The sequence below is a fragment of the Paraburkholderia steynii genome, assembly GCF_900100565.1.
GTDB classification, from domain to species: Bacteria; Pseudomonadota; Gammaproteobacteria; order Burkholderiales; family Burkholderiaceae; genus Paraburkholderia; species Paraburkholderia terrae.
This window is the reverse complement of record NZ_FNDI01000026.1, coordinates 1-22,767: the sequence shown is the minus strand read 5'-3', so window position 1 is coordinate 22,767 and position 22,767 is coordinate 1. Positions and strand designations below refer to the sequence as shown.

Annotated in this window: 22 protein-coding genes; 7 read left to right on the top strand and 15 right to left on the bottom strand. The window is 63.2% G+C overall.

What is annotated here, in order from left to right; all coding sequences use genetic code 11:
- Positions 1 to 175 precede the first annotated feature (175 nt).
- Entirely contained in the window at positions 176 to 1,270 is a 1,095-nt protein-coding gene (gene ychF / locus BLT65_RS34485; protein WP_042315881.1) for a redox-regulated ATPase YchF, read from the bottom strand.
- A gap of 421 nt (positions 1,271 to 1,691) precedes the next feature.
- Between ychF and BLT65_RS34480 the strand changes: the two genes are divergently transcribed.
- The 4 genes from BLT65_RS34480 (at position 1,692) to BLT65_RS34465 (ending at position 6,450) form a co-directional block, all read left to right on the top strand.
- A complete protein-coding gene (locus tag BLT65_RS34480; protein ID WP_091786751.1) occupies positions 1,692 to 2,864 on the top strand; it encodes a UbiH/UbiF family hydroxylase in 1,173 nt (390 codons plus the stop codon).
- A gap of 229 nt (positions 2,865 to 3,093) precedes the next feature.
- Positions 3,094 to 3,819 (top strand): DsbC family protein, encoded by a 726-nt coding sequence (locus BLT65_RS34475; protein WP_007745655.1) that lies wholly within the window; start codon positions 3,094 to 3,096, stop codon positions 3,817 to 3,819.
- Positions 3,820 to 3,905: 86 nt separating this feature from the next.
- Positions 3,906 to 5,699, top strand: coding sequence for a M61 family metallopeptidase (locus tag BLT65_RS34470; protein ID WP_091786748.1), 1,794 nt, complete (start codon positions 3,906 to 3,908; stop codon positions 5,697 to 5,699).
- 154 nt (positions 5,700 to 5,853) lie between these two features.
- Positions 5,854 to 6,450, top strand: a complete 597-nt coding sequence (locus tag BLT65_RS34465; protein WP_042315888.1) for an FMN-dependent NADH-azoreductase — start codon at positions 5,854 to 5,856, stop codon at positions 6,448 to 6,450.
- Positions 6,451 to 6,601: 151 nt separating this feature from the next.
- Here the strand turns inward: BLT65_RS34465 and BLT65_RS34460 are convergent, their stop codons facing one another.
- The 8 genes from BLT65_RS34460 to rpe all read right to left on the bottom strand — a co-directional run bounded on the left by BLT65_RS34460 (position 6,602) and on the right by rpe (position 13,913).
- Entirely contained in the window at positions 6,602 to 7,417 is an 816-nt protein-coding gene (locus BLT65_RS34460) for a uracil-DNA glycosylase (protein WP_091786745.1), read from the bottom strand.
- Positions 7,418 to 7,494: 77 nt separating this feature from the next.
- The gene (locus BLT65_RS34455) at positions 7,495 to 8,130 is read right to left on the bottom strand and encodes a CYTH domain-containing protein (protein WP_091786741.1); all 636 of its coding nucleotides are present in this window, start codon (positions 8,128 to 8,130) and stop codon (positions 7,495 to 7,497) included.
- A 30-nt stretch (positions 8,131 to 8,160) separates the two neighbouring features.
- Positions 8,161 to 8,946 carry an indole-3-glycerol phosphate synthase TrpC gene (gene trpC, locus BLT65_RS34450; RefSeq protein ID WP_091786738.1) on the bottom strand — a complete coding sequence of 262 codons (786 nt, stop codon included), beginning with the start codon at positions 8,944 to 8,946 and terminating at the stop codon, positions 8,161 to 8,163.
- Positions 8,947 to 8,957: 11 nt separating this feature from the next.
- A complete protein-coding gene (gene trpD, locus BLT65_RS34445; RefSeq protein WP_091786735.1) occupies positions 8,958 to 9,986 on the bottom strand; it encodes an anthranilate phosphoribosyltransferase in 1,029 nt (342 codons plus the stop codon).
- A 15-nt stretch (positions 9,987 to 10,001) separates the two neighbouring features.
- The gene (locus BLT65_RS34440) at positions 10,002 to 10,589 is read right to left on the bottom strand and encodes an aminodeoxychorismate/anthranilate synthase component II (protein WP_035989103.1); all 588 of its coding nucleotides are present in this window, start codon (positions 10,587 to 10,589) and stop codon (positions 10,002 to 10,004) included.
- 13 nt (positions 10,590 to 10,602) lie between these two features.
- Entirely contained in the window at positions 10,603 to 12,096 is a 1,494-nt protein-coding gene (trpE, locus tag BLT65_RS34435; RefSeq protein ID WP_091786732.1) for an anthranilate synthase component I, read from the bottom strand.
- 409 nt (positions 12,097 to 12,505) lie between these two features.
- On the bottom strand, positions 12,506 to 13,228 hold the full coding sequence (locus BLT65_RS34430) for a phosphoglycolate phosphatase (protein ID WP_042315899.1): 723 nt from the start codon (positions 13,226 to 13,228) through the stop codon (positions 12,506 to 12,508).
- Between the two features lies 1 nt (position 13,229).
- Complete coding sequence (gene rpe / locus BLT65_RS34425; protein WP_091786729.1) at positions 13,230 to 13,913, bottom strand: ribulose-phosphate 3-epimerase; 684 nt, start codon at positions 13,911 to 13,913, stop codon at positions 13,230 to 13,232.
- Between the two features lie 255 nt (positions 13,914 to 14,168).
- On the opposite strand from rpe, the gene apaG reads away from it, so the two are divergent.
- Complete coding sequence (gene apaG, locus BLT65_RS34420) at positions 14,169 to 14,543, top strand: Co2+/Mg2+ efflux protein ApaG (protein WP_007580651.1); 375 nt, start codon at positions 14,169 to 14,171, stop codon at positions 14,541 to 14,543.
- A 35-nt stretch (positions 14,544 to 14,578) separates the two neighbouring features.
- On the opposite strand, the gene BLT65_RS47400 is transcribed toward apaG, so the two are convergent.
- A complete protein-coding gene (locus tag BLT65_RS47400) occupies positions 14,579 to 14,752 on the bottom strand; it encodes a hypothetical protein (RefSeq protein WP_007580649.1) in 174 nt (57 codons plus the stop codon).
- Between BLT65_RS47400 and mltA the strand changes: the two genes are divergently transcribed.
- On the top strand, positions 14,673 to 15,905 hold the full coding sequence (gene mltA, locus BLT65_RS34415; protein ID WP_091786726.1) for a murein transglycosylase A: 1,233 nt from the start codon (positions 14,673 to 14,675) through the stop codon (positions 15,903 to 15,905). The two genes, BLT65_RS47400 and mltA, sit on opposite strands and share 80 nt — an antisense overlap.
- Positions 15,906 to 16,037: 132 nt before the next feature.
- Here the strand turns inward: mltA and paaK are convergent, their stop codons facing one another.
- The 5 genes from paaK to paaN form a co-directional block, all read right to left on the bottom strand.
- Complete coding sequence (gene paaK / locus BLT65_RS34410; protein WP_091786722.1) at positions 16,038 to 17,342, bottom strand: phenylacetate--CoA ligase PaaK; 1,305 nt, start codon at positions 17,340 to 17,342, stop codon at positions 16,038 to 16,040.
- 75 nt (positions 17,343 to 17,417) lie between these two features.
- A complete protein-coding gene (gene paaI / locus BLT65_RS34405) occupies positions 17,418 to 17,879 on the bottom strand; it encodes a hydroxyphenylacetyl-CoA thioesterase PaaI (RefSeq protein ID WP_167306597.1) in 462 nt (153 codons plus the stop codon).
- 1 nt (position 17,880) lies between these two features.
- Entirely contained in the window at positions 17,881 to 18,672 is a 792-nt protein-coding gene (gene paaG / locus BLT65_RS34400; RefSeq protein WP_091786719.1) for a 2-(1,2-epoxy-1,2-dihydrophenyl)acetyl-CoA isomerase PaaG, read from the bottom strand.
- A 43-nt stretch (positions 18,673 to 18,715) separates the two neighbouring features.
- Positions 18,716 to 19,918, bottom strand: a complete 1,203-nt coding sequence (pcaF, locus tag BLT65_RS34395; protein WP_091786715.1) for a 3-oxoadipyl-CoA thiolase — start codon at positions 19,916 to 19,918, stop codon at positions 18,716 to 18,718.
- Between the two features lie 140 nt (positions 19,919 to 20,058).
- Positions 20,059 to 21,750 carry a phenylacetic acid degradation protein PaaN gene (gene paaN, locus BLT65_RS34390; RefSeq protein ID WP_091786711.1) on the bottom strand — a complete coding sequence of 564 codons (1,692 nt, stop codon included), beginning with the start codon at positions 21,748 to 21,750 and terminating at the stop codon, positions 20,059 to 20,061.
- Positions 21,751 to 21,886: 136 nt separating this feature from the next.
- On the opposite strand from paaN, the gene BLT65_RS34385 reads away from it, so the two are divergent.
- The gene (locus BLT65_RS34385; RefSeq protein ID WP_042315913.1) at positions 21,887 to 22,663 is read left to right on the top strand and encodes an enoyl-CoA hydratase; all 777 of its coding nucleotides are present in this window, start codon (positions 21,887 to 21,889) and stop codon (positions 22,661 to 22,663) included.
- Positions 22,664 to 22,767 lie beyond the last annotated feature (104 nt).

The following is a 22,767-nucleotide window of genomic DNA, read 5'->3' as shown; positions in this document are numbered from 1 at the left end:
GCTCAGTGCCGAACGGGCAATTTAACATCGGAAGAATAATCGGAGAAAGGGCGATTACCCGCAGCATCGATGGGTGCGCGTGCAACGAGGGCGAAAAAAAAGCCGCGTCGATGCGCGGCTTTGGTCAATTTGCGCCCCCGCGCGAAGCGGCGGGGAGGCATTTGACAATTGCTCGTCAGACGTTGAACAAAAAGTTCATCACGTCGCCATCATGCACGATGTACTCCTTCCCTTCCGCGCGCATCTTGCCCGCTTCCTTCGCGCCTTGTTCACCCTTGTACGCGATGTAATCGTCAAAGCCGATCGTCTGCGCGCGAATGAAGCCGCGTTCGAAGTCCGTGTGAATCGCGCCCGCTGCCTGCGGCGCGGTATCGCCGACATGAATCGTCCACGCGCGCACTTCCTTCACGCCCGCCGTGAAATACGTCTGCAGGCCGAGCAGCTTGAAACCCGCGCGAATCACGCGGTTCAGACCCGGCTCGTGCATGCCCATGTCGGCGAGGAACACTTCCTTGTCTTCATCGGCGAGATCGGCGATTTCCGCCTCGATCGCCGCGCACACGGCGACCACGGGCGCATTTTCCGTTTCCGCGTACTTGCGCACCGCGTCCAGGTGCGGATTGTTCTCGAAGCCGTCTTCCTTGACGTTCGCGACGTACATGGCCGGCTTGGCCGTAATCAGGCAGAACGGCCTGATCAGCAGAAGCTCTTCTTCCGTCAGATTCAGCCCGCGAACCGGCTTGGCCTGATCCAGTTGCGCGCGAACCTTTTCCAGCACCGCAGCGAGCTTCACCGCTTCCTTGTCGTTGCCGGACTTCGCGGCTTTCGCATAGCGTGTGAGCGCCTTTTCAACCGTCGCCAGGTCAGCAAGCGCGAGTTCCGTGTTGATCACTTCGATATCCGAGACAGGATCGACCTTGCCCGCGACGTGAATCACGTTCTCGTCTTCGAAGCAGCGCACGACGTGCGTGATCGCATCCGTTTCGCGGATATTCGCGAGGAACTGGTTGCCGAGGCCTTCGCCCTTGCTCGCGCCCGCCACCAGACCCGCGATGTCGACGAACTCGACCACGGCGGGCACGATGCGCTCCGGCTTGACGATGCCGGCGAGCGCCGTCAGGCGCGCGTCCGGCACTTCGACCACGCCGACGTTCGGCTCGATCGTGCAGAACGGATAGTTTTCGGCGGCGATGCCCGCCTTGGTCAGCGCATTGAACAGGGTGGACTTGCCGACGTTAGGCAGGCCGACGATGCCGCATTTGAGGCTCATGAAGGTTCTCTACAAAATCAGGTGGTGACAGGCTTCGGCGAACGGAGCGCGGGCTACATGTGGCGCGGCGCGATGCTGGCCGCGGCCCGCAAGTCCGCTGGCGCCAGGTGCGTGCCAGAAGCACGCGCCGAAAACACGCGGCACAGGCGGACTGTCGTAAGACACCCGCCGCGCTGCAAACGCGCGCCAAAGGTGCCGGATAACCGAAAACCGCAATTGTAACCCTGTCCGGCGGCGCGCTCGCGGCAGCGGAGAAGCGTCGGCGCGCGCCGTTCGCTACGCGAGCGCGTGCATATGCAGTCCACAATAGACGAGACTTGTGCCCGACCTGCATCAATCTCCGCTCAAACAACGCCGAAACCGCGCCAAAAGCCTGTCCCGCCGATCCGTCCCCGGCACCCCTCACGGCTATAATGCCCGGATGAATGCTCACCATCAGTCCTTCGACGTCGCCGTGATCGGCGGCGGGCTCGTCGGCAAGACGGCGGCGCTTGCGCTCACGCAAAGCGGCCTGCGCGTCGCATTGCTCGCGCAGCATTGTCAGCCGCTACCCGCCAACGCCGTATTCGACTCGCGCGTCTACGCGCTGTCCGCGAGTTCGCAGGCGCTGCTCGAACGCTTGCGCGTGTGGCAGGCGCTCGATGCTTCGCGGCTCGCGCCCGTCTACGACATGCGCGTCTACGGCGACGCCCATGCCGAACTGCATTTCTCGGCGTTCCAGGCATCCGTGCCCCAACTCGCATGGATCGCCGAATCGTCGCTGATCGAACAGGCGCTCGATGCCGCGCTGCGCTTCCAGCCCAACCTCACGTGGCTCGACACGCGTGCGCAGGGGCTCGATGTCAAGACGGGCGGCGCGACGATCGGTCTCGCCAATGGCAACGTGCTCGAAGCGGATCTCGTGGTCGGCGCGGACGGCGCGCATTCGTGGGTGCGCGCGCAGATCGGCTCGAAGGTGAACCGGCGCGACTACCGGCAGACGGGCGTCGTCGCGAACTTCAAGGCCGGGCGGCCGCACAGCGAGACAGCGTATCAGTGGTTCCGCGACGGCGAGATCATCGCGCTGCTGCCGCTGCCGGATGGGCACGTGTCGCTGGTCTGGTCGGCGATGACCGATCATGCGAACACGCTCGTCAAACTCGATCCGGCGCAACTCGCGGCGGAAGTCGAACGCGCGACGATGGGCGCGCTCGGCACACTCGAATGCGTGACGCCCGCGCAAGGCTTTCCGCTTGCGCTGCAAACCGTCGACCGGCTGGTCGCGCCGCGCGTCGCGCTGGTCGGCGATGCCGCGCACCTGATCCATCCGCTCGCAGGGCAGGGCATGAATCTGGGCTTGCGCGACGTGGCGTCGCTGGTGGACGTGATCGTGAAGAAAGAGGCGTTCCGCGATATCGGCGACACGGTGTTGTTGCGCCGGTACGAACGCTCGCGCAGCGAAGACATCCGCGCGCTGACCATCGCCACCGACGGCCTGCAGAAGCTGTTCGGGCTGCCGGGCAATATTGCGCGCGCGGTTCGCAACACGGGCATGGCATTCGTCGGCGCGCAGCCGCTGGTCAAGCGCTGGCTGGTCTCGGCGGCGCTGGGCTGAACAATCAATGCGCCAGCCGCGCGGCAGATGGAACGGCACGGCGGCGCGCGCGATCTGACAGGATTGAACGCAAGGCATACCATCTGCGCAGCACTGCCTGATGCACCCCACACGCATCGATGCAACAGGGAACATTCCGGCACACACCCGGAAACCCGCGCGGAACTTGAACACAGGCGCAGACGAGCGGCAAACGGGCCGCGCGCCGAACCGAATCAGGAGCAGCAGCATGAAGAAACGTATCCGCATCGCCGCGCTGGCGCTGGCCGTCGCGACCATCGGCCTCGGCTGTTCGGCGCAGGCCGACCAGACCACCGACAAGCTCAAGTCGACGCTGCAATCGCGTCTGAGCGAAGCGACGATCAAAAGCGTGTCCAAGTCGCCGATCGACGGGCTTTATGAGGTGAACCTCGGCTCGCAGATCGTCTATAGCGACGCGACGGGCGACCATCTGATTCTCGGCGACATGATTGACGCGAAGACGCGCCAGAATCTGACGGAAGCGCGCCTGTCCGAAACCAACCGCATCGATTTCGCGAGCCTGCCGTTCGCGAACGCGGTGAAAGTGGTGAAGGGCAACGGCAGCCGCAAGATCGCCGTGTTCTCCGATCCGAACTGCCCGTACTGCAAGCAGCTCGAAACGACACTGAAGTCGATGGATAACATCACTGTTTACACGTTCCTGTACCCGGTCCTGTCGCCGGATTCGACGGTGAAGTCGAAGTCGATCTGGTGTTCCTCCGACCGCGCGAAGGCATGGGAAGCCTGGATGCAGGATCACCGCGCGCCGACCGCGCCCGGCACCTGCGACACGGCCGCGATCGACAAGAACCTCGTGCTCGGACAGTCGATGAACGTGAGCGGCACGCCGACCGTGTTTCTCGCGGACGGACGTCGCCTGCCGGGCGCCGTGCCGGCGGACCAGCTGGACAAGGCGTTGTCGTCGGTGCGCTGAACTGCGCGCATCGTCTGAATCTGTTTGAAAGGAGGCGCGCGGCGCCTCCTGTCGTTTTCTTCACCAGTTTCCACACACGAGCGCCGATGAAGCCGATCCGCTACACCATCGTTCCGAAGCAACCCGCCGCCCATCTCTTCGAAGTGACCGTGACCGTCGCCGAGCCCGATCCGTCGGGCCAGCGCTTCATGCTGCCCGTGTGGATTCCCGGCAGCTACATGGTCCGCGAGTTCGCGCGCAACATCGTCACGCTGCGCGCGTTCAACGACGCGGGCCGCAAGGTGCGGCTCGAAAAGACCGACAAGCACTCGTGGCAGGCGGCGCCCGTCAAGGGCGCGCTGACGCTGCGCTACGAGGTCTACGCATGGGACCTGTCGGTGCGCGCCGCGCATCTCGACGACACGACGGGCTTCTTCAATGGCACAAGCGTGTTTCTGTCGCCGCTCGGGTTCGAGGATGCGCCGTGCGTCGTCGATATTCAGAAGCCGGCCGGTCCGCAGTTCCGCAACTGGCGCGTCGCAACGGCACTGACGGAAGGGCGCGGCACGAAGCGCTACGGCTTCGGCGAGTACAGCGCGCAGAACTACGACGAGCTGATCGACCATCCCGTTACGCTCGGTGAATTCGAACTCGCGACGTTCAAGGCGCACGGCGTGCCGCACGACATCGTGATCGCCGGACGCGTGATCGGTTTGGACATGGCGCGGCTGTCGGCGGATCTGAAGCGCGTGTGCGAAGCGCAGATCGCGCTCTTCGAGCCGCGCTCGAAAAAGGCGCCGATGGACCGCTACGTCTTCATGACGCAAGCCGTCACCGATGGCTACGGCGGTCTGGAGCATCGCGCATCGACGGCGCTGATCTGCAATCGCGCGGATTTGCCCGTCGAAGGCCGGGACGAGACGACGGACGGCTATCGCACGTATCTCGGCCTGTGCAGCCACGAATACTTCCACACGTGGAACGTGAAGCGCATCAAGCCCGCCGTGTTCGCGCCGTACGATCTGACGCAGGAAAATTACACGTCGCTGCTGTGGCTGTTCGAGGGCTTCACGTCTTACTACGACGACCTGGTGCTCGTGCGCAGCGGCCTGATCAAGGATACCGACTACTTCACGTTGCTCGGCAAGACGATCGGCGGCGTGCTGCGCGGCAGCGGGCGCCTGAAGCAGACGGTCGCCGAAAGCTCGTTCGACGCGTGGGTCAAGTACTACCGTCAGGACGAAAACGCGGCGAACGCGATCGTCAGCTATTACACAAAGGGCTCGCTGGTCGCGCTCGCGTTCGATCTGACGATTCGCGCGCAAACGCAGAACCGCAAATCGCTCGACGACGTGATGCGCCTGCTGTGGCAGCGCTACGGACGCGACTTCTTCAAGGGCAAGAGTCAGGGCATCGAGGAAACCGACGTCGAGGCGCTGTTTGCCGAGGCTACGGGTGCGGACCTGTCAGAGCTTTTCGCGGAAGGCGTGCGCGGCACGAGCGATCTGCCGCTCGACACGCTGTTGGCGCCGTTCGGCGTGACACTCGAAGCGGACGTCGATCCGAAGGGCAAGCCGTCGCTCGGCGCGCGCCTGCGCGGCGGCGCGGACTGCACGGTGGCGGCCATTCATGACGGAAGCGCGGCGCAGAAGGCCGGCCTGTCGGCGGGCGACGTGCTGATTGCCGTCGACGGCTTGCGCGTGACGGGCTCGAATCTCGACGCGCTGCTGTCGCGCTACCAGCCCGGCGCGAAGGTCGAGGTGCATGCGTTCCGGCGCGACGAGCTGCGCGTCGCGCAGGTCAAGCTGGACGGACCGGAAGTCTCGCGCTACAAACTCACCGCGAACGACAAACGCGCGGCGGCTGTAACGGCGCGCAAACGCTGGCTGGGCGGCAAGTAAGCGGTCGCCGAACCGTCTGCGCGGCAAGATCCCGGCGGCGGATTGTTCTATCGTTGCAACAATCCGTCGCCGCCGCGCTACTTTTTCCCGGGCGGGTAAAAAAACACAATGGCTCCACTCGCGCAACACAGCGCGCCCCTCACTGGAGTCACAGATGACCACGATCCTGCAAATCAACTCGTCGGCTCGCTCGCAAGGCGCTCAATCGACGCTGCTGGCAAACGAACTGACGGCGAAGCTGCAACAATCGAATCCGGGCGCGCAAGTCGTCGTCCGCAATCTGCACGAAGACGCACTGCCGCACCTCGACGACGCGATCCTCGGCGCGTTCTTCACGCCCGCCGAACAACGCACGGCTGAGCAGCAAGCCATCGCAGCCCGCAGCGAAGCGCTGATCGCCGAACTGCAAGCCGCCGACATCGTCGTGATCGGCGCGCCGCTGTACAACTTCGGTATCTCGTCGCAACTGAAGACGTACTTCGACTTCATCGCACGCGCTGGCATCACGTTCAAGTACGGCGCGAACGGTCCGGAAGGTCTCGTGACGGGCAAGAAGGTGTTCGTGGTATCGGCACGCGGCGGCAAGTACGTCGGCACGCCGGGCGACACGCAGACGCCTTACATGACGACGTTCCTCGGCTTCCTCGGCATGACCGACGTGAACTTCATCTACGCGGAAGGCCTGAACATGGGCCCGGACGCAGCGACCGCGGCACTCGCCGGCGCGCGCGAAGCGATCGCTGCTGCCTGAGCTGTCTGAAACGGTTATGCGGTGAGCCATCCGGCTTGCCGCTTGCTCTTCCGATACGGTGATCGCCCGTATCGCGACGGCAAAAGAAAACGCCACGGAACACAATTCCGTGGCGTTTTCTTTTTTGGGTTTTCGGCGGATGCGGTGCGCTTCAGGCGAACACTTCTCCCGTTTCCGGCAAACGCCAGTCGATCGTCTGACGGCCATGCGCTTCGAGAAATTCGTTGGCGAGCGCGAAATGCCGGCAGCCGAGAAACCCGCGATGCGCCGAAAGCGGCGAGGGGTGCGGCGCTTCCAGCACGCAATGCGACTTGCCACCGAGCAGCGCGCGTTTGGCCTGCGCGTGCGCGCCCCACAGCATGAAGACGAGCCCATCGTGACGCATCGCGAGTTCGTGGATGAGCGTGTCGGTGCATTTTTCCCATCCGCGCTTCGCGTGACTTGCAGCGCGATCGCGTTCGACGGTCAGCACCGTGTTGAGCAACAGCACGCCTTGTCGCGCCCACGCATCGAGACAGCCGTGCTGCGGCGCCTCATGGCCGAGGCTCGCGGCGATTTCCTTGAAGATGTTGCGCAACGACGGCGGCGGCCGCACCGAAGGCGGCACTGAAAACGCGAGGCCGTGCGCCTGCGGCGTGCCACGGTCTTCGCCGTGATACGGGTCCTGGCCGAGAATCACGACCTTGACGTCGTCGGGACTCGTGAGTCGCAGCGCGCGGAATACGTCGGCGGGATAGACGGTCTTGCCGGACGCGCGTTCGCCATCGACGAACTGGCACAGCGGCGCGTACGTGTCGCTATCGATAAACGGTTTGAGGTGCGCGCGCCAAGCGGGCGGCAGGGCTTCGAATTGCGCTTCGAGCGTTTGAATCTCTGTGGCGGGCGAGGGTGCGGTGGCGCGGGTGTCGTCGTCGGTGAAGAGCGACGGCTGCGTCGGCGGGGTGCGGGAGCGTTTTGCGGAATTCATGGCGGGCTAGTGTGGCAGCAAACGCGGGCGCGCTCAAGGTTCCGCGCGCTTGCTTGCTTATTTGCTGCTTTCGCCGCTTATTGCGAGCCGCCCTCGCGCAGACGATAACCGCGCTGCGCCTTGCTCACGTCATCGGGACGCAAGCCATGCACGGCCTGCGCGATTTCCGCCGACAACGCGTTCAGCGCCCCCGCGTCACCGTGCTTCAGTTCCAGTTCGATCTCGCAGATTGGCGCGCGGCGCGTTTCGCCGTGTACGACCGCGACAACCTCGCCCTGGTCGATGGCCGCCTCGACATCGGCACCTTCGATGCGCACGTGCCAGCTGGTCCGCGAGAAATTGGTGCTGAACAGCGGAATCAGGTCATCACGCGCGCTGCGCAACGCTTCCTTCGACGGTTCGTCGTCACAGGCTGCGAGCAGCGCGTCGATCTCGAGCGCGTTGCCCTTGATGGGCATTTCCCACTCGTGCCGGCTGTGCAAGCCGCCACTCGACGTGCCGACCGTCTTGTACGTCTGCAGCCAGCCGTCCGGCGTGCGGCGCACGCGCACCGCGCTTTTCGCGCGCGCGAGCGTCAGCGACGGTGTGTCGTAATAGCTGTTTTCGAGCGTGATCGTGCGGCCCTTGCCACCGGCGCGTTGAATCAACCATTGCGTCGCAGCGCCGACCTGACCGGTCGGCAGCGACAGCTTGATCTCGTGTTCCATGCCCATCGCGCGGCTCGCTCTGTAACGTGGTGAGAATCAGAAGAACATCCGCGCAAGCTCCGCGCCCGGTTCTTCGGCGCGCATGAACGCTTCGCCGACGAGGAACGAGTTCACGTCCATCGCGCGCATCCGCTCGACGTCGCCGCGTGACATGATGCCCGACTCGGTCACGACGATGCGGTCGTCCGGCATCATGTCCAGCAGGCCGAGCGTGGTGTCGATCGACGTTTCGAACGTGCGCAGATTGCGGTTGTTCACGCCCATCAGCGGCGTCTTCAGCGTCAGCGCGCTGACCAGTTCGTCCTTGTCGTGAACCTCGACCAGCACCGCGAGGCCGAGCGAATGCGCGTACGCTTCGAGGTCCTGCATCTGCGAGAGTTCGAGTGCCGCGACGATCAGCAGGATCGCGTCGGCGCCCATCGCGCGCGCTTCGAGGATCTGATACGGATCGACGATGAAATCCTTGCGCAGAACGGGCAGATCGCACGCCGCGCGCGCTTCTTCCAGATACTTCGCGCTGCCCTGGAAGAACTGCACGTCGGTCAGCACGGACAGACACGCCGCGCCGTGCTTCGCGTACGAACGCGCGATGTCCGCCGGTACGAAGTTGTCGCGCAGCACGCCTTTCGACGGGCTCGCCTTCTTGACCTCGGCGATCACGGCCGCGAGACCCGCCTCATGCTTTGCGCGAATCGCGCCGACGAAATCGCGCAGATCGCGCGACGATGCCTGCAGGCGCAACTCTTCGAGCGGCGCGCTTTGCTGCGCGGCGCGCACTTCTTCGCGCTTGACGTCGATGATGCGGTCGAGAATATCGCTCATGTGAATCCCGTTTATTTCTTGAACTGTTGCGTGAAGCGGACCAGGTCGTCGACCTTCGCGCGCGCCTTGCCGCTCGCGATCGCTTCGCGGGCCAGTTGCAGGCCGTCTGCGATCGACTCCACGACGTTCGCCGCGTACAGCGCGGTGCCCGCGTTCAGCGTGACGATTTCGCGCGCGACGCCCGGCTTGTTGTCGAGCGCTTCGAGCAGCAACACTTTCGATTCCGTCGCGTCCGCGACTTTCAGCGTGCGGTTCGACACCATCTGCATGCCGAAGTCCTCGGGGTGAATCTCGTACTCGGTCACCTTGCCGTCGCGCAATTCGCCGACCAGCGTCGCGCCGCCGAGCGACACTTCATCCATGCCGTCCATACCATACACGACGAGCACGTGGTTTGCGCCCAGACGCTCCATTACGCGAACCTGAATGCCGACGAGATCCGGGTGAAACACGCCCTGCAACTGGTTCGGCGCGCCGGCGGGGTTCGTCAGCGGACCGAGAATGTTGAAGATGGTGCGCACGCCGAGTTCTCGGCGTACGGGCGCGATGTTCTTCATCGCCGGGTGATGGTTCGGCGCGAACATGAAGCCCATGCCCGTTTCGGCGATCGATGCGGCCACCTGTTCCGGCTGCAGATCGATATTGACGCCGAGCGCTTCGAGCACGTCCGCGCTGCCCGATTTGCTCGACACGCCGCGATTGCCGTGCTTCGCGACCTTCGCGCCAGCCGCCGCCGTCACGAACATCGTCGCCGTCGAGATGTTGAACGTGTGCGATCCGTCGCCGCCCGTGCCCACGATATCGACGAAGTTCGAGTTGTCCTGCACTTCAACGTGACGGGCGAACTCACGCATCACCGTGGCGGCCGCGGTGATCTCGCCGATGGTCTCTTTTTTGACGCGCAGCCCCGTGATGATCGCGGCCGCCATCACGGGCGACATGTCGCCGCGCATGATGAGACGCATCAGGTGCAGCATCTCGTCGTGGAAAATCTCGCGATGCTCGATCGTGCGTTGCAGCGCTTCCTGGGCCGAAATCATTTTGACGTCTCCTTGTTAAGCGCTGCGCGCCACGGCCTTCGACTGCTTCACGAAGTTTTCGAGCAACGCGTGGCCGTGTTCCGACAGGATCGATTCCGGGTGGAACTGCACGCCTTCGACAGGCAGCGTCTTGTGACGCACGCCCATGATTTCGCCGTCGTCGGTCCATGCGGATACTTCGAGGCAATCCGGCAGCGATTCGCGCTCGATCGCGAGCGAGTGATAACGCGTGACGGTGAAGTGCTTCGGCAGGTCGGCGAATACGCCTTTGCAGTCGGTTTCGATCTGGCTCACCTTGCCGTGCATGATGGTCTGCGCGCGCACCACACGGCCGCCGAACGCTTCGCCGATCGCCTGATGGCCAAGGCACACGCCGAGAATCGGGTACTTGCCAGAAAATTCGCGCAGCACGTCGAGCGTGATGCCCGCGTGTTGTGGATTGCTCGGTCCCGGTGAAAGGCAAATGCGCTCGGGGTTGAGCTTCGCGATTTCGTCGAGGGTGATTTCGTCGTTGCGATAGGTCCGCACGTCTTCGCCGAGTTCGCCGAAGTACTGGACCAGGTTATAGGTGAACGAGTCGTAGTTGTCGATCATCAGCAGCATGGTCTGTCTCCCGTCAGAAATCGCTATCGAGGCCGTCTTGCACCTGCTCGGCGGCGCGCATCACAGCGCGTGCCTTGTTCTCGGTCTCTTGCCATTCGGATTCGGGCACCGAGTCGGCGACCACGCCCGCTGCCGCCTGCACATACAGATTGCCGTTGCAGATCACGCCCGTGCGGATCGTGATCGCGAGGTCCATCTCGCCCGTGAACGACAGGTAGCCGACTGCGCCGCCGTAGAGGCCGCGCTTCACGGGTTCGAGTTCGTCGATCAGTTCCATCGCGCGAACCTTCGGCGCGCCCGACAGCGTGCCCGCCGGGAACGTCGCGCGCAGCACGTCGAAATTGGTCATGCCGGGCTTCAGGGTGCCCTCGACAGAGCTGACGATGTGCTGCACGTGCGAGTACTTTTCGATCACCATCTTGTCGGTCACCGACACCGAACCGATCTCCGCGATACGGCCCACGTCGTTGCGCGCGAGGTCGATCAGCATCACGTGCTCGGCGACTTCCTTCGGATCGTTCAGCAGTTCGGTGGCGAGTTCGGCGTCACGCTCGGGCGTGTTGCCGCGCGGACGTGTGCCTGCCAGAGGACGGATCGTGACGATGCGGTCTTCGTTGCGCTTTTCCTGACGTACCAGAATTTCCGGCGACGCGCCGACCACATGGAATTCGCCGAAGTTGTAGTAGTACATGTACGGCGACGGATTCAGCGAACGCAGCGCGCGGTAAAGCGACAGCGGATTGTCGCGATACGGTTTCGTCAGACGCTGGCCGACCTGCACCTGCATCAGTTCGCCTGCCGCGATGTATTCCTTCGCCTTGCGCACGGCGGCGAGGTAATCGTCCTTCTTGAACTCGCGGAAAATTTCGGTACGCACACTCGCCGACGTGACAGGCGGCTGCACCGTCGTGCGCAGCCGCTGCTTCAGTTCGCGCAGACGCTGCTTGGCGCGTGTGTACGCTTCGGGCGTCGTCGGATCGGCGTAGATCACGAGGTACAGCTTGCCCGCGAGGTTGTCGATGACGGCGACTTCTTCCGTCAGCAGCAGTTGAATGTCGGGCAGGTTCAGGTCGTCGGGCGGGGCCGTGTGCGCGAGCTTCTTTTCGATGTAGCGCACGGCGTCGTAGCCGAAGTAGCCGGCAAGACCGCCCGCGAAACGCGGCAGGCCCGGACGCAGCGCGACCTTGAAGCGGCTCTGGAACTGCTGGATGAATTCGAGCGGGTCACTCTCGTGCGTCTCGACGACCTTGCCGTCTTTCACGACTTCCGTCACGCCGTTACGCGTGCGGATCAGCGTGCGCGCCGGCAGGCCGATGAACGAGTAGCGGCCAAAGCGTTCGCCGCCCACCACCGATTCGAGCAGAAACGAGTTCGCGCCGTTGCGCTCGGTTTGCGCGAGCTTCAGGTACAGCGAGAGCGGCGTTTCGAGGTCGGCCAGCGCTTCGGCGATCAGCGGGATGCGATTGAAGCCCTCGTTCGCGAGGGACTGAAATTCGAGTTCGGTCATGTTCCGATCCTGTTCGTGCGTCCGTGCGCTGCTAGCGTCGGACAAAGCGGGGGCTGCGTTACCGGTCGAATGTGCTCGTCACAGGTTGGGAGACCGGCGCGCGCTTTCCCGAACGCATGCACGGCTTCACAGCACGACGATAGTACGCAAGGTACACGACGGCTAGCTGAAACTCATTGCAGCGGTTGCGTGCCGGTCAAACCGGCGTTTCGGAAAAGCGCGTGAGCGCAGCGAAGTAAAAAACGGGTGCCAAAGACGAGCTTCAGCGTACCTCGGGCGAGGTATCAGCGCGACCAGCGACGCCAGGGCCAGGCTCCCCGGTCGATCGTGCTCAGACTCCGTTTTTTATTCAGAAACATGAGAGAAGACTTTGGTTAAGTCAGTGATTGGGTGCTGCTTGGGTTGACGCTTATTGTACTGCATTGTGTGCTGCGATCGCCTTGGCGGCGCCCAACAGCGACACAACTATACCATCGGATTTTATGGTTTGAACAGATTCGCCATGATTGTAGCCATACGGGACGGTCAGCGTCGCCATGCCGGCGGCGCGGCCCGCGAACGCATCGTTCTGCGAATCGCCGATCGCGACGGCTTCTTCGGGCGACACGCCGAGGGCTTTGCAGGCGGTGAGCATGGGCAACGGATCGGGCTTTTTCGCCGCGACGCTGTCGCCGCCCAGCACGATACCGAAGTAGCGCAGCAACCCGTGATGCTCGAGCAACTGGGTCGCGAAACGATGCGGCTTGTTGGTCACGCACGCGAGCACGAGACCCGCGTCGCGCAACGCGATCAAGCCCGCCTCGACGTCGGGATAGAGCCGCGTGTGCAGACCGTTGATCTTCGCGTACTCCTCCTGGTAGATCGCGAGCGCCTCGTCGAAGCGCGACTGCGCCAACTCGGCTTCGAAGCGCGGCGCGAGCACGCTGCGAATCAGATGCTCGGAGCCCTTGCCGACGTAGTCCATCACCTCTTCGCGCGAGGTTTCTTCCGCGTCGAACTGGGCGAGCATGCCGTTCAGGGACGCGGTGAAGTCGTCGGCGGTATCGACCATCGTGCCGTCGAGATCGACGATCGCCGCGCGAATCTTCCCGGCCGTGAAGGCGGGAGCGGGGTAACGAGGCGTCGTGTCCATATCAGCGCTCAACCGATGCCAGCGCGCCGCGCATCTTGTCGATGATCGTCTTGTAGTCCGGGTGGCCGAAGATCGCCGAGCCGGCCACGAAGGTATCCGCGCCCGCCGCCGCAATTTCCGCGATGTTGTCGACCTTCACGCCACCGTCGACTTCAAGATGAATCTCGCGGCCGGTCTTTTCCTTGTACGCGTCGATTTTTGCGCGTGCTTCGCGCAGCTTGTTCAGCGCTTCGGGAATGAACGACTGCCCGCCGAAGCCCGGATTCACTGACATGATCAGCACGAGATCCACCTTGTCCATCACGTGATCGAGATAATTCAGCGACGTTGCGGGATTGAACACGAGGCCCGCCTTGCAGCCGTGGTCGCGGATCAGCGACAGCGTGCGGTCGATGTGATCCGAGCCTTCCGGGTGAAAGCTGATCACATTCGCGCCGGCCTTCGCGAAGTCCGGCACGATGCGGTCGACGGGGCGTACCATCAGATGCACGTCGATGGGCACCTGCACGTGCGGGCGGATCGCCTCGCACACGAGCGGGCCAATCGTCAGGTTCGGCACGTAGTGGTTGTCCATCACGTCGAAGTGAATCCAGTCGGCGCCCGCGGCGACGACGTTGCGGACTTCTTCGCCGAGCCGCGCGAAGTCGGCGGACAGAATGCTGGGAGCGATACGGAATTGAGTCATGGCGTGGGATGGGGCGGGAGACGGAAAACCGCTATTTTAGCGCCGGCCGACGCGCCGCGGCCTTTGGCGCGGCATGGCTTTCATCATGTTCTGGAGTCTTGTCCGGCTGGCCGGTGCGGTTGCGGGCCCGCGCTGCATCAAGCAGAATGCCAAACCATGTCAACGCCTGTGCCGGCGCGCCGCTAGTCGCGCCGAGCCGCCTGCACACAGCCTTGCGCGGATCGATTGCGCGCTTGGCTCACCATCGGAATCAGCATGAGCCAGTACGAATTCAGCGTGTCCTCCCAGGTCCGGTACATCGCCGAGGAGTCGGACCCGGAGCATCGGAAATACGCTTTCGCCTACACGCTCACCATCCGCAATACAGGCCAGGTCGCCGCGCAACTGATCGCGCGACACTGGGTCATTACGGATAGCGAAAACCGTGTTCAGGAAGTGAAAGGCCTCGGTGTGGTCGGGCATCAGCCGTTGCTGAAGCCGGGCGAGCAGTTCGAGTACACCAGCTACGCGGTGATCGCGACACCCGTGGGAACGATGCGCGGCGAGTATTTTTGCGTGGCGGAGGACGGTGAGCGCTGGGACGCGCCCGTGCCGGAATTCGTTCTGCGGATGCCGCGCACGCTGCATTGAGCGCGCGTTGAACATGAGACGCCGCGCGCTGTCAGTCAGCGACGCGGCTGCTGCTGCGGCGGGACCTGTTTTGCGTCCTGCTTCTGGCGTGCGGCATTCTTTTTCTTGCCGGACGCTGTCCACACCACGATGAAAATCAGCAGGGAAAGCGCCAGGAGCGACTCCAGCGCGAAGATGAGCATCGGATATTCGTCGAGCAGATCAGACATGGCAGTTTCCATCGAGAACAATCATTGTATGCGTTTTGCCCGCCGGGCCGCGGCCTGGGCGGGGGCGCTGTCGCTTGCCGTATTGCTTGCGTCGTGCGGGGGCGGCGGCGCGGTGCGGCCATCCGTTTCACCGCCGACAGGCGCCGCGATCATACCCGGCCAGATCGCCGCCCAGCGGCTGACGCCTGTCGCGTGGCGACAGGTGCCGGGCTGGCAGGACGATTCACTGATCGGCGCGGCTGCGGCGCTGCGCCAGAACTGCGTGCGCCTCGCCAGTCAGCCGACATGGCGGCGCGCCTGCGCGGCCGCGCTGATGCTTGACGACCTGGACGTGGCGAGCGCGCGCACTTTCTTCGAAACCTACTTCACGCCGTTCCAGTTCTCGAACACCGACGGCACGCTCGACGGACTCGTGACAGGCTACTACGAGCCGCTGCTGCGTGGTTCACGCGTGCGTCAAGGCGTGTATCAGACGGCCTTGTACCGTTGGCCTTCGGCGTACCGCCCAGGTTCAGCGATGCCGGCGCGTGCGCAGCTCGAGCGCTCGGGCGCGCTGAACGGCAATGAACTCGTGTGGGTCGACGATCCCATCGAGGCTTTCTTCCTGCAGGTGCAAGGCTCGGGACGCATCGTGATGGAAGACGGCAGCGTGATGCGCGTCGGCTTTGGCGGGACGAACAATCAGCCGTACAAGTCGATCGGCCGATGGTTGCTCGATCGCGGTGAACTGACGCCGTCGCAGGCGACCATGCAAGGCATCAAGGCGTGGGCGCGCGCAAACCCGACGCGTGTCGATGGCCTGCTCGACACGAATCCGCGCTTCGTGTTTTTCCGCGAGATGCCGTCGAGCGAGCCTGCGCCCGGCGGCGGCGCCGATGGTCCGATCGGCGCGCTTGGCGTGCCGCTCACGCCGGAGCGTTCGATTGCCGTCGATCCGGCGGCGATCCCGCTCGGCACGCCCGTCTTCCTCCAGACGACGCGCCCGATGACCAATGCACCGATGAATCGTCTGGTGTTTGCTCAGGACACGGGTTCGGCGATCAAGGGCGGCGTGCGTGCCGACTACTTCTGGGGACTCGGCGACGAAGCGGGCGATCTGGCCGGCAAGATGAAGCAGGGCGGACGGATGTGGCTGCTGCTGCCTAATTCGTGATATCGAGTCACGATCCTGAGGTCAGGGGATAGCCCGATCTGAAGCCTGAAGCAGCCCGACGGTTTGTGTCACTTCCGTCGGGCTGTTTGCTTTTGTAAGCCCGTACTCTTCGATTTCCTTGCGTGTCGAGCGTTACGCGCCTGCCTTGCGCTTGTCGATCACACGACGCGCTTTACCCACCGAGCGCTCGATGCCGTTCACGCCGAGCAGCACCACGTTCGCCGTAACGCCGATCAGTGCCTTGATGTCATAGGCCAGCGCTTTACGTGCGGTGTCCAGCGCGGCCGTGTCCGGCGCGGTCTCCGGGCAAGGCTCGATGTTCAGCGTCATCACGTCGAGCGGGCCTTCTCTCGTCAGCACGATCTGATAATGCGGCGCGAGCGCGTGCTGTTTCAGCAGCAGTTCTTCGATCTGCGTCGGGAACACGTTGACGCCGCGAATGATCATCATGTCGTCCGAGCGACCGGTGATTTTTTCCATCCGACGCATCGTGCGCGCGGTGCCGGGCAGCAGACGCGTGAGATCCCGCGTGCGGTAACGGATGATCGGCAACGCCTCTTTGGTCAGCGACGTGAATACGAGTTCGCCGAGTTCGCCGTCCGGCAATACTTCGCCCGTTTCGGGATCGATGATCTCGGGGTAGAAGTGATCTTCCCAGATCGTCGGGCCGTCTTTGGTTTCCACGCATTCGGACGCCACGCCCGGACCCATCACCTCGGACAAGCCGTAGATGTCGACGGCGTCGATGCCCATTCGTTCTTCGATCGCGCGGCGCATGTCGTTGGTCCAGGGCTCCGCGCCAAAGATGCCGATGCGCAGCGAGCACGTCTTGGGATCGACGCCCTGACGCTCCAGTTCGTCGGCGATCGACAGCATGTAGCTAGGCGTCACCATGATGATGTCGGGACGGAAGTCCTGAATCAGCTGAACCTGCTTTTCGGTCTGACCGCCGCCGAACGGAATGACCGTGAGGCCCGCGCGTTCCGCGCCGTAGTGCGCGCCGAGACCGCCCGTGAAGAGGCCATAGCCGTAGCTCACGTGGACCTTGTCGCCGCGTCGCGCGCCTGCCGCACGGATCGAACGTGCGACGAGGTTCGCCCAGGTATCGATATCGCGCGCGGTATAGCCGACCACGGTCGGCTTGCCCGTCGTTCCCGATGACGCATGAATGCGCGAAATCTGATCTTGCGGTACGGCGAACAGGCCAAACGGATAGTTGTCGCGCAGATCCTTTTTCGTAGTGAAGGGGAAGCGCGACAGGTCGGACAGCGTCTTCAGCTCCGACGGATGCACACCCGCTTCGTCGAACTTGCGTCGATAAACAGGGGAATTCTCATAGGCGTGAGTGAGCGACCATTTCAGCCGTTCGAGCTGAAGCGCTGCGAGTTCGTCGCGGCTCGCCTTTTCGATGGGATCGAGCGGGAGCGGGGTTGTCATTGAATGTCTCCTTACTTTCAGAATAGTATGCCGCGCGAAAGGCGACGCAATTACGTAAGAGGGTGATGTTCCCTGTCAGTCGTCGACCGGGATCACGGTGCCTTTGATTTGCGCGGACTTGCCGCGAAACATCGCAACGGTTTCATTCGCGCGGTTCGTAACGCGAATGTCGTAGATGCCGTTGCGACCGCTCAATGTCTGCTCGACAGCTTCTGCCGTGAGGATGTCGCCGCCATGCACGGGGCGCAGAAACTCGATCGAGCAGCCCGCCGCGACGGTATTGATGTTGTACGAGTTGCACGCGAACGCGAATGCCGAATCGGCCAGCGTGAACATCAGACCGCCGTGACAGATCTGATGGCCATTCAGGAAGTCCGGCCGTACGCTCATCCGAAGGCGTGCGTAGCCAGCGCGCACTTCGAGAATTTCGATGCCGAGCGCCTTGCTGCAGGCGTCGTTCGCATACATGGCTTCGGCAGTCGCGCGGGCGAGTTCGTCGGGCGTCATCGCGTTGCTCAGGTTGGGTTGCGTGGACATGTCAGCGGCCCTCGAAGCGCGGCGCGCGTTTTTCGATGAACGCACGGACCCCTTCCGCGTAGTCATGCGATGCGCCGAGTTCGCGCTGCATGTCGCGTTCGAGATCGAGCTGCTGATCGAGCGTTTGCGTGGCGCTCGACCGCATCGCCTGCTTGATGGCTGCGATCGCGCGCGTGGGTTGCTGCGCGAGTTGCGCGGCGAGCTGGGTTGCCGTGCTCTGCAATTCGGCATCGTCCACGGCCTTCCAGATAAGGCCCCAGCTTTCCGCCTTGTCGGCGCTGAGCTTGTCGCCCGTGATCGCGAGTCCCATCGCGCGAGCCATGCCCACGCGTTGCGGCAGGAACCACGTGCCGCCGGAATCCGGCACGAGCCCAATCTTCACGAAGGCCTGGATGAAGCTCGCCGAACGTGCGGCCAGCACGAGGTCGCAGGCGAGCGCGAGATTCGCGCCTGCGCCTGCCGCCGTTCCATTGACGGCGGCGATGACGGGCAGCGGAAGGGCTTGCAAACGCCGGATAAGCGGATTGAAGTGTTGATCGATCAGGTCGCCGAGATCGGTCATCGCACCTGGCGTGAAATCCAGGTCGGCCAGATCCTGGCCGGCGCAGAAGCCGCGGCCGGCACCCGTGAGTACGAGCGCGCGTGCGCCGGCGGCTTCTACTTCGTCGAGCGCTGCGCTTAGTTCCTGATGCATGGCGCGCGTAAAGCTGTTCAGCTTGTCGGGGCGGTTTAGCGTCACGGTCGCGACGCGCGTGGCGGCGTCGATGTCTACGCCGATCGCTTCATAGGTCATTGCTTGTCTCCTCGTCTCCGTACGATGTGGGCAGTCGACGCGCTCAGACGCGCTCGATGGCAAGCGCGATGCCTTGCCCGACGCCGATACACATCGTGCACAGCGCATAACGTCCGTTGGTGCGCTCGAGTTGGTACAGCGCCGTGGTAATCAGGCGTGCGCCGGATGCACCGAGCGGATGTCCCAGCGCGATCGCGCCGCCGTTGGGATTGACGCGCGGATCGTCGTCGCGCAAACCGAGCTGACGCAGAACGGCGAGACCTTGAGACGCAAACGCTTCGTTGAGCTCGATCACGTCGAACTGGTCGAGCGTCATATTGAGTTGCTTCAGCAGCTTTTGCGTGGCGGGCGCCGGCCCAATGCCCATGATGCGCGGCTCGACGCCTGCCGTTGCCATGCCGATCACGCGGGCACGGCGCCGCAAGCCGTATTGTTCGGCCGCTGCTTCACTGGCGATAAGAAGTGCGCACGCACCGTCGTTGACGCCGGATGCGTTACCCGCCGTCACCGAGCCATCCGGTCGCACGACGCCCTTCAGTTTGCCGAGTGCTTCGAGCGACGTCTCTCGCGGATGCTCGTCGAGCGCCACGCGGATCGGCTCGCCCTTCTTCTGCGGAATTTCGACGGGCACGATTTCGTGCGCGAGTGTGCCGTCGCGTTGTGCGCGGGCCGCCTTCTCCTGACTGCGCATTGCAAACGCGTCCTGGTCGGCGCGGCTGATATTGAAGTCGACGGCGACGTTTTCAGCTGTCTCGGGCATCGAGTCGACGCCGTAGTCGCGCTTCATCTGTGCGTTGACGAAACGCCAGCCGATGGTCGTGTCGTGAATCTCCGATTGCCGAGAGAACGCCGAGCTTGCCTTGCCCATCACGAACGGAGCTCGCGTCATGCTTTCGACGCCGCCCGCAATCATCAGGTTTGCCTCGCCAGCCTTGATCGCGCGGGCTGCCGTGCCAACTGCATCCATGCCCGATCCGCACAGCCGGTTGAGCGTGGCGCCGGGTGCGTCCGTTGGCAAGCCGGCGAGCAGCGCCGACATGCGTGCCACGTTCCGGTTATCTTCCCCCGCCTGATTGGCACAGCCGTAGATCACGTCGTCGAGCGCGCGCCAATTTACACCCGGATTCCGTTCGATCAGTGCCTTGATCGGGACGGCGCCCAGGTCGTCGGCACGGACGTCTTTCAACGCGCCGCCGTAGCGGCCGAAGGGAGTGCGAATCGCGTCACAGATGAATGCGTCGGTCATGTCGGGGTTCCTGCAAGAGAGCGGACCGGCATGCGCGCCGGCCCTTGAACTGCATGTTAGTTCGACGTTCGACGCGGTTTCAGTCAGCCTGAAGTTATAGGCCTAAACGTCGGTCAAACGTCCTATATCGTTCGGCCGACTTACGCGGCAACGGCCTTCGGTTCAACATGAACCCGGCTTTGAACAACGCGGAAGCGATTCGCGACGAAAGCAGCGTCGGCGAGCGCGGCATTTGCAGCGGGGTTGGCGCCCGTGCCGTGGAAGTCCGAGAACGCTGCCGACTGATTGATGAAAACGCCGCCCGTCAGATTGATAGAGAGCGCGACGCCGCCAAGAATCGAGGCTTCCGTGGCCGCCTCGATCACCGTGTCGTCCGTGCTATAGACGGAGAGAGTGAGCGCGCCATGTTCGGCGGCGATGCGGCCGGCAAGTTCGAGCGACTGCGCGGTCGAGTCCGTGGCAATCACGAAGGAGATCGGGCCGAACCATTCTTTCGTGAACTTCGCTTCGTCCGTCGCGGCATCGAGTTGCAGCACCAGTGGAGTACGTACGCGGGCGCCCGCGAACGTCGGATGCTCGAGCGACTGGCTGTCCGCGAGAACGTGTCCCAGCTTGCGGGCTTCGTCGATACGTTGCTCGATGGCTTCGTTCTGGATCGCACCAAGCAGTTCTACAGCGCGAGCCGGGTCCGAGCCGAGCTTCTGGACAGCACCGGCAATTGCGTCGGCAACGGCCTGGAAGGGGATCGTGCCTTCGGCCGTGCGAATGCCGTCGCGCGGCACATAGATGTTTTGCGGCGCGGTACACATCTGGCCCGAGTACAGTGCCAGCGAGAAAGCGATGTTGCGCGCGACGGCTTTGAGGTCGTCGACGGAGTCGATCACGATCTGGTTCACGCCGGCCTTTTCGGTGAACACTTGTGCCTGGTGTGCGTTGCGTTCCAGCCAAGTGCCGTTTTGCGTGCTGCCCGTGAAGTCGATCAGCTTGATTTCCGGGCGCTGCGCGAGGTTCTGAACGAGTTCGCCGTCGTTCGGTTCGGTCGCAAGCAAGGTCACGACGTTCGGATCGAAACCGGCTTCACGCAGCACGTCGCGGGCAACGCGCACGGTGATCGCAAGCGGCAGGATCGCGCCCGGATGCGGCTTGACGATGACCGTGTTGCCGGTTGCCAGGTCTGCGAACAGGCCGGGGTAACCATTCCACGTCGGAAACGTGCAGCACCCGAGGACGAGACCTGTGCCGCGTGGCACGATGTTGAAGCGCTTCTGCATCGCGAGCGGCGGATTCTTACCCTGCGGCTTTTCCCAATGAGCGTCGGCGGGAATTCGGCGCAACTGGTCCCACGCATAGGTGACGGCTTCGAGCGCGCGATCCTGCGCATGCGGACCGCCCGCCTGAAAGGCCATCATGAATGCCTGACCAGTGGTGTGCATCACGCTGTAGCCGATCTCGAAACTCAGCCGATTGATCCGCGTAAGAATCTCGAGGCTCACGCCGATCCAGGCTTTAGGGCCGGCTTCGCGCCATTTCCGTTGGGCTTTGGCTGCAGCTGCAATCAGCGCGTCCGGATCTGATTTGGGGTAGCGGATTCCGAGCGGGAAACCGAAAGGCGATTGTTCTGCTGCGGTGATCTCGCCCGTGCTCGGCTGGTCGAGTTCGAACTTTTTGTTCAGGTGAGCCTTGAACGCCGATTCGCCGTCCGCGTTCGCGGTTTCCCCGTACACTTTGGGACTTGGCATTTCAGAGAATGGGCTCCAGTAGCCGCGGGTTTCAATGGCGGCAAGGGCTTTCTGCAGCGTGTCTTCGTGCTTCGTAAAGAGTGGGTGGGTCATGGCGGGCAAGATGCTGACTGAACGTTAGAAGAAACCTTGTCGATTTATTGACCGACCGGTTGGTTGGTGAATGTTAGCATTATTGGGATGCAGCGCGAGCCTCTTGCGCCTGCTGGTAAACACTTAGGAGGAGTGCATGGGTTTCGAGAACATTCTGGTTGAGACACGTGGCCGCGTCGGTCTCATTACATTGAACCGTCCGAAAGCGCTTAACGCGCTGAATGACGCGCTAATGGATGAACTGGGCGAAGCGCTGCGCGCGTTCGATTCGGATGAGGGCATCGGCGCCATTGTTATTACCGGAAGCGAGAAAGCGTTTGCGGCGGGCGCGGACATCGGAATGATGTCGACATACTCTTATATGGATGTATATAAGGGTGACTACATCACGCGGAACTGGGAAGCTGTCCGATCAGTTCGCAAACCGATCATTGCGGCCGTTGCCGGCTTCGCGCTCGGCGGTGGCTGCGAGCTCGCAATGATGTGCGACATAATTCTTGCCGCTGACACGGCGAAATTCGGTCAGCCGGAAATCAAGCTAGGCGTCATGCCTGGAGCCGGCGGTACGCAACGGTTGCCGCGCGCGGTGTCGAAGGCCAAGGCGATGGATATGTGCCTGACCGCGCGATTCATGGATGCCGCCGAGGCGGAGCGCTCCGGACTGGTGTCGCGTGTGATCCCGGCGGCGAATCTGATCGACGAGGCAATCGCTGCGGCTGCGACCATCGCTGAGTTTCCGATGCCGGCAGTGATGATGGTGAAGGAGTCGGTCAACCGCGCTTACGAGACGACATTGGCTGAGGGCGTGCATTTCGAGCGTCGATTGTTTCATTCGCTGTTCGCAACGGAAGACCAGAAAGAAGGGATGGCCGCTTTCGTCGAGAAGCGAAAACCGGTCTTTAAACACCGCTGATCGTATTGCTCAAAAAACCGCTTGCAACCGCGCAGGCAAGTGTCTAGAATTCCGGTCTTTCGCGCTGCGGCCAACGTGGCGCGAAGGAAACGAGGAAGGCGGGA

Bases quoted from the DNA above. Each gene is read 5' to 3' on its own strand.
- paaK (WP_091786722.1), bottom strand. From the start codon at position 17,342: ATGACAACCCCGCTCCCGCTCGATCCCATCGAAAAGGCGAGCCGCGAC.
- trpC (WP_091786738.1), bottom strand. From the start codon at position 8,946: ATGAGCGATATTCTCGACCGCATCATCGACGTCAAGCGCGAAGAAGTG.
- BLT65_RS34460 (WP_091786745.1), bottom strand. From the start codon at position 7,417: ATGAATTCCGCAAAACGCTCCCGCACCCCGCCGACGCAGCCGTCGCTC.
- mltA (WP_091786726.1), top strand. From the start codon at position 14,673: ATGAAAATCAGCAGGGAAAGCGCCAGGAGCGACTCCAGCGCGAAGATG.
- trpD (WP_091786735.1), bottom strand. From the start codon at position 9,986: ATGATTTCGGCCCAGGAAGCGCTGCAACGCACGATCGAGCATCGCGAG.
- BLT65_RS34440 (WP_035989103.1), bottom strand. From the start codon at position 10,589: ATGCTGCTGATGATCGACAACTACGACTCGTTCACCTATAACCTGGTC.
- BLT65_RS34475 (WP_007745655.1), top strand. From the start codon at position 3,094: ATGAAGAAACGTATCCGCATCGCCGCGCTGGCGCTGGCCGTCGCGACC.
- BLT65_RS34470 (WP_091786748.1), top strand. From the start codon at position 3,906: ATGAAGCCGATCCGCTACACCATCGTTCCGAAGCAACCCGCCGCCCAT.
- BLT65_RS34465 (WP_042315888.1), top strand. From the start codon at position 5,854: ATGACCACGATCCTGCAAATCAACTCGTCGGCTCGCTCGCAAGGCGCT.
- pcaF (WP_091786715.1), bottom strand. From the start codon at position 19,918: ATGACCGACGCATTCATCTGTGACGCGATTCGCACTCCCTTCGGCCGC.
- trpE (WP_091786732.1), bottom strand. From the start codon at position 12,096: ATGACCGAACTCGAATTTCAGTCCCTCGCGAACGAGGGCTTCAATCGC.
- ychF (WP_042315881.1), bottom strand. From the start codon at position 1,270: ATGAGCCTCAAATGCGGCATCGTCGGCCTGCCTAACGTCGGCAAGTCC.
- BLT65_RS47400 (WP_007580649.1), bottom strand. From the start codon at position 14,752: ATGTCTGATCTGCTCGACGAATATCCGATGCTCATCTTCGCGCTGGAG.
- BLT65_RS34430 (WP_042315899.1), bottom strand. From the start codon at position 13,228: ATGGACACGACGCCTCGTTACCCCGCTCCCGCCTTCACGGCCGGGAAG.
- apaG (WP_007580651.1), top strand. From the start codon at position 14,169: ATGAGCCAGTACGAATTCAGCGTGTCCTCCCAGGTCCGGTACATCGCC.
- paaN (WP_091786711.1), bottom strand. From the start codon at position 21,750: ATGACCCACCCACTCTTTACGAAGCACGAAGACACGCTGCAGAAAGCC.
- BLT65_RS34480 (WP_091786751.1), top strand. From the start codon at position 1,692: ATGAATGCTCACCATCAGTCCTTCGACGTCGCCGTGATCGGCGGCGGG.
- BLT65_RS34385 (WP_042315913.1), top strand. From the start codon at position 21,887: ATGGGTTTCGAGAACATTCTGGTTGAGACACGTGGCCGCGTCGGTCTC.
- rpe (WP_091786729.1), bottom strand. From the start codon at position 13,913: ATGACTCAATTCCGTATCGCTCCCAGCATTCTGTCCGCCGACTTCGCG.
- paaI (WP_167306597.1), bottom strand. From the start codon at position 17,879: ATGTCCACGCAACCCAACCTGAGCAACGCGATGACGCCCGACGAACTC.
- paaG (WP_091786719.1), bottom strand. From the start codon at position 18,672: ATGACCTATGAAGCGATCGGCGTAGACATCGACGCCGCCACGCGCGTC.
- BLT65_RS34455 (WP_091786741.1), bottom strand. From the start codon at position 8,130: ATGGGCATGGAACACGAGATCAAGCTGTCGCTGCCGACCGGTCAGGTC.